Raw genomic sequence first — 12,451 nt, 5'->3', positions numbered from 1 at the left:
GCATTTGGCGGCGAGTCCGGGCTGATTCGAGGCCGATTACAACCGAGGTCGTTGACGCCTCCCCACTCACCCGGCAGTCTCGTTGTCAGACCCGCACCTGCCCCGGGGAGGCCACATGGCAGACGAACCGAGCCCGACCCCCGAGTCCTGGGAACAGATCGTCGCGCGCTTCGCACGTTTCTCCGGCGTCGTCGGTGAGGTCGACGATCCCCTGACCTGGGGACTCGACCTCGTCGAGGAGGAGGTCACGGGGGCCGCCAACAGCACCGACCCCACCGAGGAACGGTTCCTGCGCTCCTACCGCACGTTCTCCGGCGAGACCGTGGAGGTCGAGACCCTCCGGGTCCCGGCCACGCCGGCTCAGATCGAGGACATCGTGCGCGCCGCGTGCAGCGGAGCGCTCGTCGCGCCGCTGCATGCCGACGTCGATCCCGCCGCGCCGGCCGCGATCACCGACGTGGCCGAGCTCGCGGAGTCGTACCAGGACTACCGCAGCGCCATGCGCGCGATCGTCGCCGAGGTCGACGACGTGCCGTGCGAGACCCGCCAGTTCTACGTGGACGGCACGGCCAAGCGCTGCATGCGCGTGACGGTGCGCAACGTGACTGCCGTGTACTCCCCGGCCGCCGACCGCGCCGTCGTCGTGACCGGCCCCGCCGACCTCGTGGACCGGGTCGACGTCATCACCCGCCCCATCCGCAACCTCCTCCACGGCGAGGAAGGGCCCCGGTTCTGACCGGGCCTTCCCGTCGCCCACCGGCTCGGCGGTAGGATCGCCGCTGTGATCCGTGCCACTGCCTCTGCCGCCGCGCCGCGGCCGACGGTGCGCAGCGCCGCAGCACGGCCGGTCCTGTTGCTTCTGCTCCTGGTGACGCTGCTCGCTCTGGTGGGCACGACCGCCGTCGGACAGCGCGCCGCCGCCGCCTCGCGCGGCGATATCCAGGTCAGCGCCGACGGCGTCGCCTTCGAGCCCGGGCGCCAGAGCGACGAGGTCACCTATGTGGTCCGACCCGCCGGCGGGAACGGTGACGGCCGGGCGTTCGGGCGCGACCTCACGCGCGAGGAGCAGTACCGCGGCTGGGCCGCGTTCCGAGAGGCCGGGCAGGTTTACCCGGACGGCTACTGCGTGGTGTGGGTCGAGGTCGAGGACGCGAGCAGCTGGCACGAGACGGACGGCAGCACCGCGTGCACCGCCGCCGCGCCGCCCCCGACCGGCCCGCCCACGGCGACGCCCACGCCCACCCCGACGCCGACACCCCCCACCGCCGAGGACCACGAACCGGCCCAGACCGCGACGCCGGGGCCCGCTCAGGGCCAGCCGGTGACAGCGGCGCCGATCCCCGCGGCTGCTCCGACCGTGGCGTCCGCCCCGTCCTCCACGCCGACCCCCAGCCCGACGCCGTCCCCGACCGTGTCGAGCACGCCGAGCCCGTCGACCTCGGCCCCGTCCGCCGCGGCGGGATTCCTACCGGGCGTCGATGTGGGGTCGGCGTTCCGGACCCAGGTGGCTGCCGGCGGTGAGCCGGACGAGGCCGTCTCGTCGCTCGGCTGGTTCGCGGTGCTCGGCTGCGGCGGGCTGCTGGCCGCGGGCGGCCTCCTGATGCTCTGGCGTCGCCTCACCTGACGCGAGGCTCGAGAACGGGGTTGTGCACGTCGGGGGGTCCCGGGCGCGCACAACCCCGTTCTCAACCGACCGGGGCAGACTTGGGTCGTGACCAACCCCGCGGGCCTCCTGCTGACACCCGGCGCGGGCGCGACCCGGGACAGTCCGGCGCTACTCGCCGTCGAGCACACCCTGTCCGACGTCGAACCACCCCTCCCCGTGCGCCGCGTCGACTTCCCGTACCGCCTCGCGGGGCGGCGGATGCCAGACCGGGCACCGGTCGCCGTCGGGCACCTGCGGACCGAGGCCGCCGCATGGGCGGAGGAGCTTGATGTGGCCGGCGACCGGCTGCTCCTGGGCGGACGGTCGTATGGCGGACGGATGTGCTCCATGGCCGTGGCCGAGGGGCTGCCCGCGGCCGGCCTGGTGCTGCTCAGCTACCCGCTGCACCCACCGGGCCGGCCGGAGAAGCTGCGCGTGGAGCACTTCGGGCAGATCACGGTGCCCACGCTGTTCGTGTCCGGTGACAAGGACCCGTTCGGGACTCCCGGCGAGCTCGCCGAGCACGTCGCGGCGATCCCCGGGCCCGTCACCACGGTCACGCTGTCCGGCGCGCACGACATGCGCGGCGTCGCCCGGGAGAAAGCAGTGGCCCAGGCCGTCGCGAACTGGATAGCAGTGTTGTGGGCGTGATCGTTGCGACTACCTGGCCGGTTTAGGCGCAATGTTCGCGCCCACAACCAAGAGGGTCAGCGGCCGCCGGCCGGTTTGGGCGGGTAGTCCGGCGGGGTCTTGTCCAGCTCGATGGCGATCTCGCGCCGCTCCGCGATGATCTCGTCGCGCTCCTCGTCGCGCTGCTCCAACGCGTCCGCCTGCAGGTCGGCGCTCAGGTGGTCCCAGTACAGGGTGCCGTCGAGGTGCTGCGACTCGTGGATGAAGCAGCGGGCCAGGAATCCCGTGCCCGACAGCTGAACGGGAGCACCGTGCTGGTCGACGCCGCGCACCGTGGCGGCGCCGGGGCGTTCCAGCGGCTCGTACGCGCCGATGATGGAGAGGCAGCCCTCTTCCTCGGTCTCGGGCTCGGCTGCGGGATCCGTCTCGAGCACCGGGTTCACCACGTGCCCCACGTGCCGGTCGCCCGACGAGTCCGTGAGGTCGAACACGAAGACCCGGAGGTCCACGCCGATCTGCGGGGCCGCGAGGCCGACCCCCTGCGCCGACTCCATCGTGGCGAACAGGTCGTCGATCAGCCGGGCCAGCTCGGGGGTGGAGAACTTCTCGACGGTCCGGGCCGGGTTGTGCAGCACCGGCTCACCGATCTCGGTGATGCGCAGCACCCGGCCGCGGTCCACCTCGGGGGCGGTCGCCGGGTACTCCTCAACCGGTTCGCCGAGCAGATAGGTGACGGGCTTGCGCCGTCGGGCGCGGGTCCATGCCATGGCACAGAGGGTACCTTCGACGCATGCCGTCCACGCCGATCCGCGACGCCGCCGGCGCCGCGGGGTACGTGCTCGACCCAGCGCAGCTGGCCGCGGCGGAGCACCTTGAGGGCCTGCTGGAGACCATACGCACGGGGGTCGGGCGCCGGCCCAGCGCCGTCGGGCACGGCGCGTATCTTTGGGGTCCGGTGGGCCGCGGCAAGACCTGGCTCCTGGACCGCTTCCACAGCCTCGCGGGTGGCCCGCGCTTCCACTTCCACGAGTTCTATCGCGTGCTGCACACGGAGCTGTGGGCGCGCACCGGCACACCCGACGCCATGGACCGCGCGCTGGACGCGCTGCTCGGGGACACGCGGGTGCTCTGCTTCGACGAGCTCCACCTGCACGACGCTGGGGACGCCATGCTGCTCTCCCGCGCCCTGCGCACCTTGCTCGGCCGCGGAGTGACGCTCGTCGCGACGTCGAACTATCCGCCCCAGGGCCTGCTCCCGGACCCGCTGTTCCACCAGCTCGCGGAGCCCCTCATCGCCCTGCTGGAGTCGTCGCTGCAAGTGCTGGAGGTGGACGGTCCAGTGGACTACCGCCAGCTGCGCGTGCCCGACGCCGCCCCGGTCACTCCGGGCTGGCGTGTCGGGTCGGTGCTGGTGCCGGGTTCGGCGCGCGATCTGGCGGAAGCGGGCCTGGTCCGGCCGACGCCGGGCGAGGCGGTGGACGTTCCGTTGAGCGGTGGCCGGAGCGTGCGTGCGCTCCGGGCGTCCGACGGTTCCGTGTGGTTCGACTTTGTCGGTCTCTGCGCCGCGCCGGTGTCCGCGCTGGACCTGCTGTCGCTGGCGGAGCGGTTCGGCCGGTGGGTGGTGTCCGACGTCGTACCGTTCACCGACTGCCATGTGAGCACGCAGCAGCGGTTCGTGAGCCTCGTGGACGTGCTCTACGACCGGGACCTGCCGCTGGTGGTGACGGCGCCGGGTCCGCTGGCCGAGGTGCTGGCAGTGTCCGCCGGACGGCCGACCCCGCCTGACCTGGTCCGCGCGACGAGCCGCCTGCGGCAGCTCTGGCAGGCAGCGCCGCTGAGCGGTGCGCATGAACGCTGAGACATCTGGCGGACCGTCGCTCCCGCTCGACGCCGAGACGCGGCGTGGGGCGAGGCTGCGACGCCGGGTGGGCCCCGCCCTCGCAGCCGTGGTGACGGTAGCCGCCGGGCTGTCCGTGCGGTCGGTGCTCGACGGCGACCTGGCGAAGTACGCGGGCGACGCGCTCTACGCGCTGCTGATCTTCTGGCTCGTGCTCGTGGTGGCGCCGCGCACGCGCGGGTGGGTGGCCGCCGTGACGGCATTCGTGGTGAGCGCCGCCGTCGAGCTCTTCCAGCTCACCGGTATCCCCGCCGAACTGGGCACGCACAGCACGCTCGCCCGGCTGGTGCTCGGCACCACTTTCAACGCGCCCGACCTGCCGTTCTACGCGGTCGGCGCGGCGCTGGGGTGGGCGTTGCACCGAACAGCCCGCGCAGTGCTGATGCAAGCAGCTAGGGCCGCCACAGCTGAGTCAGCTCGCTGACGATAGCGGCGGCATCTTGATCCAGCCTCTCGACCTCGCCCTCGGCCAGCGGTCCGAATATGTGTCGCCGAATCGCTTCTGCTTGGATCGGCCTCACCCGGTTCAGCACGTCTAGGCCGGCCCCGGTGAGCGTCGCCTGAAAGACCTTGCCCGTTTGTGGGGCCGGTGAGCGCGCGACCATGCCGAGTGTTTCGAGCCGGGTGACCGCATGAGAGACCCTGCTGATCGAGAACTGCAGTGTCTGCGCCAGCGTCTTGAGCTGCACAGTGTGGTCGGGGGATTCGCTCAGCAGTACCAATATCTTGTAGTGGGCATGGGAGATCCCCGCCTCCCGCTGCACCTGCTGTTCCAGCATCGTCTCTACGAGGTGGAGCATCATGGCCACGTTGCGCCAGGCTCGACTCTCTGTTTCGTTGAGCATCGGGCTCCTCGAATCCGGCCTGAGTGATCCCAAGAAAACCACATAGGGCTTGCGCGGAACACATCGAGTGACTTGAATGTTCAAGTCACTGTCGGACGCGTCCGGCGCCCCAAGGCAAGGAGCACCTCGTGTCCGCGTCCCCGCCCTTCACCCCGGTTGGCAAGTCGTACAGATTCGATCTCGGCACCTTGCAGATCCGGTACACCTTCGACAGCAGCGACTCGGCGACCTTCGTCGTGGAGAGCGGCGGCGGCCTGGCCCCTGATGGGCACACGGAGCACGTCGCGATCGAGCTTCACGAGATCCGCCCAGGCGTCTTCCTGAACTCCTGGCGCGAGGCAACGGGGAGCGACCGTGTCGCATATCGAGGACTTCGACAGCGGCAAGCTCTACTCGAACGTCACCGTCGAGGGCCAGCTCTACCGGCTCGTCGGCGTCATCCAGGATGCCTCATGACCGACAACCCCGAAGGGGGCACGCTCGAGGAGCGCAACACCCAGATCGCGCTCACCGCAATGCGGGAACTTTTCGCGGAGAAGGACTCGAGCGCGGTCGACCGCTACTGGGCGAGCCCTACGTCCAGCACAATCCCACCATGCCCAATGGGCTCGAGGGACTCCGCACTGTCGCCCCACAACTTGCAGGGTTCTCGTGGACCCCTGCTCGCATCGCGGCTCAGGGCGACCTGGTGATGACACACAGTCGAGTACTCGGTTGGGCCCCGGAACCGGTAGTCATCGTCGACATATTCAGGCTCAAGGACAGCCGCATCGTGGAGCACTGGGATGTCGTCCAGACCGAGGTGCCGTCGACCGAATCCATCAACGGAAACCCGATGGTCTGATCCCATGTCGGCCCGCAGGTTATGACCGAGCGCACGGGTGACTGCCCAACCGCTCCCGCTGGATACCCCATCCAGACACCAGATGAGTCTCGTGCCGTTGCGGCACGAGCACACGAAGGGATGAACCAATGGCTTCACTCGAAAACCTCGTCGGGGCCCACCTCGACGCTTGGAACTCCCCGGCAGGCGCCACGCGGGAGCAGTTGATCTCGGCGACCTACTCACCGAAGGTCTTCATCGGCGAGCCCGAAGGCGCATACGAGGGCCGCGGCGGTATGGAACAAGCGATCTCTGCCCTCCAGACGCAGCTGCCCGGCACCAGGATCTCTCGATCCGGACCCATTCAGGTCGCACAAGACCTGGTCACCTATGCGTGGACGCTAGGCCCGTCCGGAGAAGCAGCGATCGCTTCAGGTCGTGATGTGCTGTTAGTTCGCGACGAGCAGATCGTCAGCCTCTACGTCGTCATCGACGCGCCGGGCGAGCCGCAGAGCGGAACCCAGCAGTGATGGGTACCTAGGGAGTACCCAGGCCGGAGAAGGCGCCTCCTAGGCAACGAGAAACCCCGCTTGATCCAGCCGGTTTGGCCTGGTCAAGCGGGGTTTTTCTGTGGAGCCGCCTGTCAGAATCGAACTGACGACCTTCTCATTACGAGCGAGTTCTCCACCCCAGAGAGCCGGATCCACAGGGTGCACTCTCAGTGCATCGAGTGCACCCGCTCCCTCCGATTTCATTCTCGGGGGGCACCAGGGGGGCACGCTAGCCTGGCCTACATCGGCAGCTCGGCATGGGCCGACAGACAGGGCCCGCCCTGTCGTGGCCAGCCCTGGCCGGGTGACTGGCTTCACCTGGCTTCACCCGTGTGAACACTTGCGTGTAGTTCGCAACACTGCCTATCTTGTAGGTACACACCCGCACTACTTCGGTGGGCGGGGCCAGAGCCAGATCCCTTCGGGGATCTGGCTCTTTGCTTATCCCCAACCGGCAGGTCGGGCGATCTCCCTGCCGACTGCGTCGATCACTGGACTCGCGAACTGTGACTGCTCAAGCGCAGGACGGCGAATCTTGCGGCGGTCGTCCCCGACCAGTGATGGATGCGGACGGTTCCGCGGATCAGCGACGACCACGCGCTTGCCCAGCTGGCCACGGACCACATCTACCGCGGGCTGGATGTCGGAGTCGTCGCTCACGACGAATGCAGTATCGAAGAGGTCCTGGAAGCCGTCCGAGACCAACTGCACCGCGAGGTTGACGTCCGAGCCCTTCTCCTCAGTTTTCACGACTTGCACGCTGTCGTTGGAGCAGCACGCGCACGCTGCCACGAGTCCCCCGCAGCAGTCGCACTTAGCCCCTGGAACTCGATGCATCCAAGGCTTCGACACGTTGAACTTACCCTCAATGACATGGACGTTGGCCAGTGTCGCCAAGGCGCGGATGTACGCGTCTTGGCGAACATGCGTGTCGGGGTCATGGGGGCGCGGTGAGACTCGTGCGGTGCAGTACACGATGCGGTCGACGGTGTAGCCAGGGAGCAGCATGGCGCTCCAGCACGAGAGGTCGAGCCACTTCTCCTTCGTGCCCTTGAGCGCGCCGTAATACAGGTTGAACCCGTCGATATACACCCGCGCACGGCCCTTCGATGACATGCACAGAGCCTACTCGGCAACAGCCATTCACCCAGGATGCGCCATGACAATCACCCCAGAAGCACCCATGTTCACCCGCGAGTCCATGCCAGAGCATGAAAGAGGCCCCACGTCGGCGTGATGGGGGTTGCCGTGGCGGTTTCGGGTGCGCCACTGGGGATCAATGGCGGGTCCAACCGGCTCAGCGACGTGACCCGCTCTCGCTGGTGAGACTGGCCATGTTGTCCGTAACGGCGTCCGCGCCAGCCTCGCGCAACTCCGCTCCCCGTTGCTGCGTCTTGGCGTATCCGATAGAGCGGACGCCTGCTGCCCTGGCCACCTCGATATCGGACACAGAGTCACCTATGAGGACCGCGCGCCGCGCGCTGGCCTCCGCAATGGTCAGTGCGCGGTGCACGGTGTGCGGGTCAGGTTTCATGAGGTCCGGGCGGAGGTATGGGCGCCCGACGACGTCGCGCACGTACGCCGTCAGGCCATGGCGTTCGAGGTAGGCGTGGATCGGTTCTGCGGCGTTGTTGCTAACGATGACGACCGGCGTTCCAGTGGCGTGGAGAGCGGCTAGGAGCTCGTGCGCACCGGGCGTGGGTGTGCAGGTCCGGGCGGAGTCGATCTCTGCGGCTGTACATGCGTTCTCGACGTCGGCGAGGGCTTCTGGTCCGTGCGTCCCGGCCCAGCGGATGACAGCGAGGTGGTCCGACGTCACCGCGATGTCGCCGGGCAGGACGGCGCCGTGGGCGGTGAGCGCCTGTCGGGCCGCGTCGGCGGCGTGCATGTTGGCCGGCGCGGGCATGAGCGGTGTGACTGGGCCGTCGAAGTCGAGGAGTACGGCGGCCGCCTCGTTGAGGAGCTGTGCGGCATCGGTCATTGAGTCACCTCTGTCGCCACGCTGTTCCAGACGCTGTCGAACCACTCGCGGACCTGCACGACGAACGTTGACTCGATCGACTCCGGGTCGCCGTCGTCGGTGTAGTGGAAGAGGACGGCGTCTTTGCCCATCGGGTCGAAGATGCTGACCTTTTCGCCGTTGACCCTGACGTCGTGTGTGACCACTGGGTAGAAGCCGAAGAAGGCGACATCGCCGTTGATGACGTACGCCTTGAAGACCGGCGCGGAGCCGAACGATCGGGTCTCGACCGTGACTGTGGGGACGAGTTCGAGGTCTGCGAGTTCGAGCACTGAGTCTCTGACGGCGCTGATGTGCCGTGCGCCGATATCTGCCATGCGCTGTCGGGTTCGGGCGCTCTCGTCGTCGTCTCCACTCGTCGCGGCTGGCAGCGCCAGCCGCGCGGTCATGTCCGACACCAGGAGCCGCAGATGGATCGACTTGGGCGTGAGGCGGCCTGTCCGGATCTTGTCGAGCGGCTCCGCGATTGCACCGTGGAGTGTCTCGGCGGTGTAGCCCACGAAGTCGATCCGGACGTCGTCCTCTTCGAAGGCCTTTTCGAGATGTGGGCGGAGCCCAACGGGTCGCTCGGTCCGCTCGCGTGCGTACATCCCACTCCCCTGCCGGGACGTCACGAGCCCGTCGTCTTTGAGGATGCGTAGTGCCTGCTGAACGGTCATACGCGCTACGCCGTAGCGCTCTCCCAGTTCTTTCTGGGACGGCAGTTTGTCGCCTGGCGCGATGGTGCGCGTGAGGATCGCGGCGCGGAGTGCCGCCGCGACTTGCTGGTAGGGCGGACGCGGGTCGTCAGGGTCGAGAAGGCTCATGTGCTCCACGGTACCTGCTTGGACAGCCAAGTCAGCCAACTTTCGGGTTTGGGTTGACATGGCTAGCCAGCCTATGCAAGTCTCCACTCGTTGGATCAAATGGCTAGCCAGCCTAGCCCAATCGAGAGGTGAGACATGTCGAGGTACCGCACCGGGGCGCTGGAGTCAGCGCGTCAGTACTTGTTCGAGGCCGCTCACGCACTGGGTGCGGCCGCCCGGACCCTGATCACTCACGGTCACGGCCGTGAGGACGACGGCACCGCCGAGGTCGGCCGCGAGGCGCTGGAGATGTCGGCCCGTGCCGAGGAACTGAAGACCACCATGCGCACGGCATACAACGCGGCCCGCGCCGCTGAGCAGGACGACGAGAGCACCGGGGGCAACCGATGATCCCGGCCGCTCTCGTCGTCCTGTACGCCGTTCTCGCGGCGGTCCTGCTCGGCTGGGCGGTGATCGCATGGGCTCGCTGAACCAGACCTACACCGCCCTTGACGTCTCCGACGTCGAGCCGTCGTTCACCGACCTCGCGGCCATCGCCGCCGAGGAACCGGTCATCTCCGCTGAGGTCGCCGTGGTGGACGCCGAGTGCCGCCTGGCGATGTCGTCCGACGAGGTCGCGATCAGGGCTCACCGCCGCGCGGTGCTGGCGCTGAACGTCGCCATGCGAACGGCTGTGGAGACCAGCACTAACCGCACCGCGTCTACGGCCCCGGTGTTCGCGCCGGGTGACCCGCTGTCCACGGCCCGCCGGGTCGTCATCCGTCCTGCCACCCGCACTGCCTGAGAGGAACCGACATGACTATTCTCGCCGCCTCCACGCTTCTGTTCGTCTGCCTGAGCCTCTGCTTCATCAAGGGCAAGGTGCGCTCCGGCATCACCGATGTCATCCACGTCATCACCGGCATGCTGCTGGGCGGGACCATCTTCGGCGGCTGGGCCGTCGCCATGGTCACGAACCTGACCACCTGGCTCGGGGGTCTGTTCGCATGACGACCCCGAACGAGTCCATGCCCGGCACCCCGGATGACGGGCTGCCCGACGACGCCACGCTGTCGGCCATGGTCTACGGCCCCGGTCGCGAGGTCGAGGCCTACGGGCTGGACCAGGGCACAGCCATGGTCGAGCCGGACGGCGCCGAGCTCGACGAGGACAACGTGCTGACGGGCGAGGTGATCGACGCCCCGACCGAGCCCGAGACGGCGCCTGCCCCCAAGGCACCCCGGGTGATCGAGCAGCGTCCGGCCGACCGGCGCGCGGTGCTGCCGGACTGGCTCAAGTCGCGTGAGGCGTTCCTGGCCACCGCCCGATGGGCCGTGGGCTTCTCCACCCACGTGTGCGCCTATCACGGCGTCCGTTTGCCGCTGTACGCGCTCCGCCTGGCCGGTCGTGCACCGATCGGCGCGGGCCGGATCACCTCCGCCGTGTGGCGGTGGGCGGCCGACTCGGAGAACGTCGAGGTGCGCCGGGCGCTGCTGGTCTCGACCAAGTCCGACCCGGCCGCGTTCCTCAAGGTGCGCGCCGAGGCCCGCTCGCAGGCTCGCCGTCGTGGTGCCCTGGCCGTGTTCGGCCTCGCTGCGGCGTCGGCCGCCGTCGCTGGTGTCGCCGTGGCTGCCGACCCGATCTGGCAGGCCGCAACCGCCGCCGTGGCGCTCGGGGTGCTGGGCGTCGTCGGCCGTAACCGTGAGGCCAAGATCGCGGGCAACGCGACGTCGTCGGCGAAGATCCCGCCGCTGACCGGTGACCTGATCAAGGAGGCGCTGCTGGCGCTGCGCCTGGGGTCGGTCAACCAGGGAGTGCGGCAGGACGACAAGGCCATCCGGTTCCTGTCGATCGTGCGCGACGGCGCCGGGTTCCGTGCCGATATCGATCTGCCGCCCGGCGCGACTGCCGCGCAGGTCACGGAGCGGCGTTCGCAGCTCGCCTCGGGCCTGCGCCGCCCGATCGGGTGCGTGTGGCCCGAGGGCGACCCGGACGTCCACGAGGGCCGCCTGATCCTGTACGTCGCGGACCGATCGCTGAGCGAGTCCAAGCCTGCTGAGTGGCCCCTGGCGAAGAAGGGCACCGCGAACCTGTTCAACCCGATCCCCCTCGGGGTGGACCCGCGCGGGCAGGTCGTCGAGGCCACGCTCATGTACGTCGCGGGCATCATCGGCTCGATTCCGCGCATGGGCAAGACGTTCACGCTGCGCCTGCTGCTGCTCGCCGCTGCCCTGGACCCGCGTGTGGAGATCCACGCGCACGACCTACGCGGCGGCGCGGACCTGGCACCGCTGGCCAAGGTCGCGCACTACTACCGCTCCGGCGATGACCCCGAGGACATGGCCGCTCTGCTGGCCGACGCCAAGGCGATGCAGAAGGAGATGATGCGCCGCTACAAGGTCATCCGGACCACCCTCGCGGGCGACCCCCGGTGCCCGGAGGGGAAGGTGACCGACGAGCTGGCCTCGGACAAGTCGCTGAGTCTGCACCCGATCATGGCCGCCTACGACGAGACCCAGGTCATGTACGAGCACCCGCAGTACGGCAAGGAGCTGCGGGCCATCTTCGAGGACCTGGTCCGGCGTGGCCCGGCCGCCGGAATCATGGTCTGGCACGCCACCCAGCGGCCCGACGACAAGTCGATCCCCAAGTCCGTGTCGTCCAACGCCGGGCTGCGCCTGGCGCTGAAGGTCATGGACGCCGCGGTGAACAACATGATCCTCGGCCCGGGGTCGTACGGGGCCGGTTTCTCGGCTACCACGTTCTCGCGCAAGGACCGTGGGGTGGCCTACCTGGTCGGTGAGGGCGACGACCCGATCATCGTGCGCAGCGCCTACATCGATGCCCCGATGGCCGAGACCATCGCGGACCGCGCCCGTGCGATCCGCGAGGCCCAGGGACGCCTGACCGGCATGGCCGCAGGCGAGGAGCCCGCCGACCTGGACCACTCCACGATCCTGGACCACCTGCTCGCGGTGTGGCCTGAGAACGACCCGGAGTGGCCCACGGGCAAGGTCTGGTCCGACGAACTCGCCGCCCGCCTGGCCGAGTCCAAGCCCGCCCTCTACGCGGGTTGGGACGCCGCGCAGGTCAACGCCGCCGCCAAGCGCCACGGCGTGGCCGCCAAGAACGTCAAGCGCGGCGCCGGAGCGAACACCGTCCGCAAGGGCCTGGTCCGCGACGAGGTCATCGCCGTTCTGTCGGACGAGCTGCCCGACTTCACCACCCTCACCGACGAGTCCAAGGAGGACTGAC

At 69.0% G+C, this 12,451-nt stretch carries 16 protein-coding genes; 11 read left to right on the top strand and 5 right to left on the bottom strand.

From position 1 onward, the window contains the following. The first annotated feature begins 115 nt into the window (after window positions 1-115). The 3 genes from AB1046_RS18600 to AB1046_RS18590 all read left to right on the top strand — a co-directional run bounded on the left by AB1046_RS18600 (window position 116) and on the right by AB1046_RS18590 (window position 2,296). Window positions 116-736, top strand: coding sequence for a hypothetical protein (locus AB1046_RS18600; RefSeq protein WP_369370778.1), 621 nt, complete (start codon window positions 116-118; stop codon window positions 734-736). A gap of 45 nt (window positions 737-781) precedes the next feature. Beyond that, window positions 782-1,624 (top strand): hypothetical protein, encoded by an 843-nt coding sequence (locus AB1046_RS18595; protein WP_369370777.1) that lies wholly within the window; start codon window positions 782-784, stop codon window positions 1,622-1,624. Between the two features lie 87 nt (window positions 1,625-1,711). Continuing rightward, complete coding sequence (locus AB1046_RS18590) at window positions 1,712-2,296, top strand: alpha/beta family hydrolase (protein ID WP_369370776.1); 585 nt, start codon at window positions 1,712-1,714, stop codon at window positions 2,294-2,296. A gap of 56 nt (window positions 2,297-2,352) precedes the next feature. Here the strand turns inward: AB1046_RS18590 and def are convergent, their stop codons facing one another. Continuing rightward, a complete protein-coding gene (gene def / locus AB1046_RS18585) occupies window positions 2,353-3,042 on the bottom strand; it encodes a peptide deformylase (protein ID WP_369370775.1) in 690 nt (229 codons plus the stop codon). 23 nt (window positions 3,043-3,065) lie between these two features. Here def and zapE point away from each other — a divergent pair, with 23 nt between their 5' ends. Beyond that, the gene (zapE, locus tag AB1046_RS18580; RefSeq protein WP_369370774.1) at window positions 3,066-4,133 is read left to right on the top strand and encodes a cell division protein ZapE; all 1,068 of its coding nucleotides are present in this window, start codon (window positions 3,066-3,068) and stop codon (window positions 4,131-4,133) included. After that, window positions 4,123-4,596, top strand: coding sequence for a DUF2809 domain-containing protein (locus AB1046_RS18575; protein ID WP_369370773.1), 474 nt, complete (start codon window positions 4,123-4,125; stop codon window positions 4,594-4,596). Before zapE ends, AB1046_RS18575 begins: the two co-directional genes overlap by 11 nt. Here the strand turns inward: AB1046_RS18575 and AB1046_RS18570 are convergent. Then, entirely contained in the window at window positions 4,565-5,017 is a 453-nt protein-coding gene (locus AB1046_RS18570; RefSeq protein ID WP_369370772.1) for a MarR family winged helix-turn-helix transcriptional regulator, read from the bottom strand. The genes AB1046_RS18575 and AB1046_RS18570 overlap by 32 nt on opposite strands. 445 nt (window positions 5,018-5,462) lie before the next feature. Here AB1046_RS18570 and AB1046_RS18565 point away from each other — a divergent pair, with 445 nt between their 5' ends. Both AB1046_RS18565 and AB1046_RS18560 read left to right on the top strand, forming a co-directional pair. Further along, on the top strand, window positions 5,463-5,861 hold the full coding sequence (locus AB1046_RS18565; protein ID WP_369370771.1) for a nuclear transport factor 2 family protein: 399 nt from the start codon (window positions 5,463-5,465) through the stop codon (window positions 5,859-5,861). A gap of 128 nt (window positions 5,862-5,989) precedes the next feature. Beyond that, window positions 5,990-6,370: a hypothetical protein gene (locus AB1046_RS18560; protein WP_369370770.1), complete on the top strand. Its 381-nt coding sequence runs from the start codon at window positions 5,990-5,992 to the stop codon at window positions 6,368-6,370. A 462-nt stretch (window positions 6,371-6,832) separates the two neighbouring features. Here AB1046_RS18560 and AB1046_RS18555 read toward each other — a convergent pair whose 3' ends face one another. The 3 genes from AB1046_RS18555 to AB1046_RS18545 form a co-directional block, all read right to left on the bottom strand. Next, window positions 6,833-7,507 carry an NYN domain-containing protein gene (locus tag AB1046_RS18555; protein WP_369370769.1) on the bottom strand — a complete coding sequence of 225 codons (675 nt, stop codon included), beginning with the start codon at window positions 7,505-7,507 and terminating at the stop codon, window positions 6,833-6,835. A 181-nt stretch (window positions 7,508-7,688) separates the two neighbouring features. Further along, entirely contained in the window at window positions 7,689-8,372 is a 684-nt protein-coding gene (locus AB1046_RS18550) for an HAD family hydrolase (protein WP_369370768.1), read from the bottom strand. Next, window positions 8,369-9,217, bottom strand: coding sequence for a GntR family transcriptional regulator (locus tag AB1046_RS18545; RefSeq protein ID WP_369370767.1), 849 nt, complete (start codon window positions 9,215-9,217; stop codon window positions 8,369-8,371). Before AB1046_RS18545 ends, AB1046_RS18550 begins: the two co-directional genes overlap by 4 nt. A gap of 135 nt (window positions 9,218-9,352) precedes the next feature. Here AB1046_RS18545 and AB1046_RS18540 point away from each other — a divergent pair, with 135 nt between their 5' ends. From AB1046_RS18540 to AB1046_RS18525, 4 genes are all read left to right on the top strand, one after another. Next, window positions 9,353-9,607, top strand: coding sequence for a hypothetical protein (locus tag AB1046_RS18540; protein ID WP_369370766.1), 255 nt, complete (start codon window positions 9,353-9,355; stop codon window positions 9,605-9,607). 67 nt (window positions 9,608-9,674) lie between these two features. Beyond that, window positions 9,675-10,001 carry a DUF6284 family protein gene (locus AB1046_RS18535; protein WP_369370765.1) on the top strand — a complete coding sequence of 109 codons (327 nt, stop codon included), beginning with the start codon at window positions 9,675-9,677 and terminating at the stop codon, window positions 9,999-10,001. An 11-nt stretch (window positions 10,002-10,012) separates the two neighbouring features. After that, window positions 10,013-10,207, top strand: coding sequence for a hypothetical protein (locus AB1046_RS18530; RefSeq protein ID WP_369370764.1), 195 nt, complete (start codon window positions 10,013-10,015; stop codon window positions 10,205-10,207). Next, a complete protein-coding gene (locus AB1046_RS18525) occupies window positions 10,204-12,450 on the top strand; it encodes a hypothetical protein (RefSeq protein ID WP_369370763.1) in 2,247 nt (748 codons plus the stop codon). Before AB1046_RS18530 ends, AB1046_RS18525 begins: the two co-directional genes overlap by 4 nt. The last annotated feature ends 1 nt before the right edge of the window (window position 12,451 follow it).

The organism is Promicromonospora sp. Populi (assembly GCF_041081105.1).
In the GTDB taxonomy this organism is placed as follows: domain Bacteria; phylum Actinomycetota; class Actinomycetes; order Actinomycetales; family Cellulomonadaceae; genus Promicromonospora.
Note: the sequence above shows the minus strand (reverse complement) of the source record. Positions and strands in the feature narration are given on the sequence as shown.

What these genes read in the sequence shown, in the direction of transcription:
- AB1046_RS18560 (WP_369370770.1), top strand. Translation starts at nt 5,990, where the DNA reads ATGGCTTCACTCGAAAACCTCGTCGGGGCCCACCTCGACGCTTGGAAC.
- AB1046_RS18545 (WP_369370767.1), bottom strand. Translation starts at nt 9,217, where the DNA reads ATGAGCCTTCTCGACCCTGACGACCCGCGTCCGCCCTACCAGCAAGTC.
- AB1046_RS18540 (WP_369370766.1), top strand. Translation starts at nt 9,353, where the DNA reads ATGTCGAGGTACCGCACCGGGGCGCTGGAGTCAGCGCGTCAGTACTTG.
- AB1046_RS18550 (WP_369370768.1), bottom strand. Translation starts at nt 8,372, where the DNA reads ATGACCGATGCCGCACAGCTCCTCAACGAGGCGGCCGCCGTACTCCTC.
- AB1046_RS18600 (WP_369370778.1), top strand. Translation starts at nt 116, where the DNA reads ATGGCAGACGAACCGAGCCCGACCCCCGAGTCCTGGGAACAGATCGTC.
- AB1046_RS18575 (WP_369370773.1), top strand. Translation starts at nt 4,123, where the DNA reads ATGAACGCTGAGACATCTGGCGGACCGTCGCTCCCGCTCGACGCCGAG.
- AB1046_RS18570 (WP_369370772.1), bottom strand. Translation starts at nt 5,017, where the DNA reads ATGCTCAACGAAACAGAGAGTCGAGCCTGGCGCAACGTGGCCATGATG.
- AB1046_RS18525 (WP_369370763.1), top strand. Translation starts at nt 10,204, where the DNA reads ATGACGACCCCGAACGAGTCCATGCCCGGCACCCCGGATGACGGGCTG.
- AB1046_RS18535 (WP_369370765.1), top strand. Translation starts at nt 9,675, where the DNA reads ATGGGCTCGCTGAACCAGACCTACACCGCCCTTGACGTCTCCGACGTC.
- AB1046_RS18530 (WP_369370764.1), top strand. Translation starts at nt 10,013, where the DNA reads ATGACTATTCTCGCCGCCTCCACGCTTCTGTTCGTCTGCCTGAGCCTC.
- def (WP_369370775.1), bottom strand. Translation starts at nt 3,042, where the DNA reads ATGGCATGGACCCGCGCCCGACGGCGCAAGCCCGTCACCTATCTGCTC.
- AB1046_RS18565 (WP_369370771.1), top strand. Translation starts at nt 5,463, where the DNA reads ATGCCTCATGACCGACAACCCCGAAGGGGGCACGCTCGAGGAGCGCAA.
- AB1046_RS18555 (WP_369370769.1), bottom strand. Translation starts at nt 7,507, where the DNA reads ATGTCATCGAAGGGCCGTGCGCGGGTGTATATCGACGGGTTCAACCTG.
- zapE (WP_369370774.1), top strand. Translation starts at nt 3,066, where the DNA reads ATGCCGTCCACGCCGATCCGCGACGCCGCCGGCGCCGCGGGGTACGTG.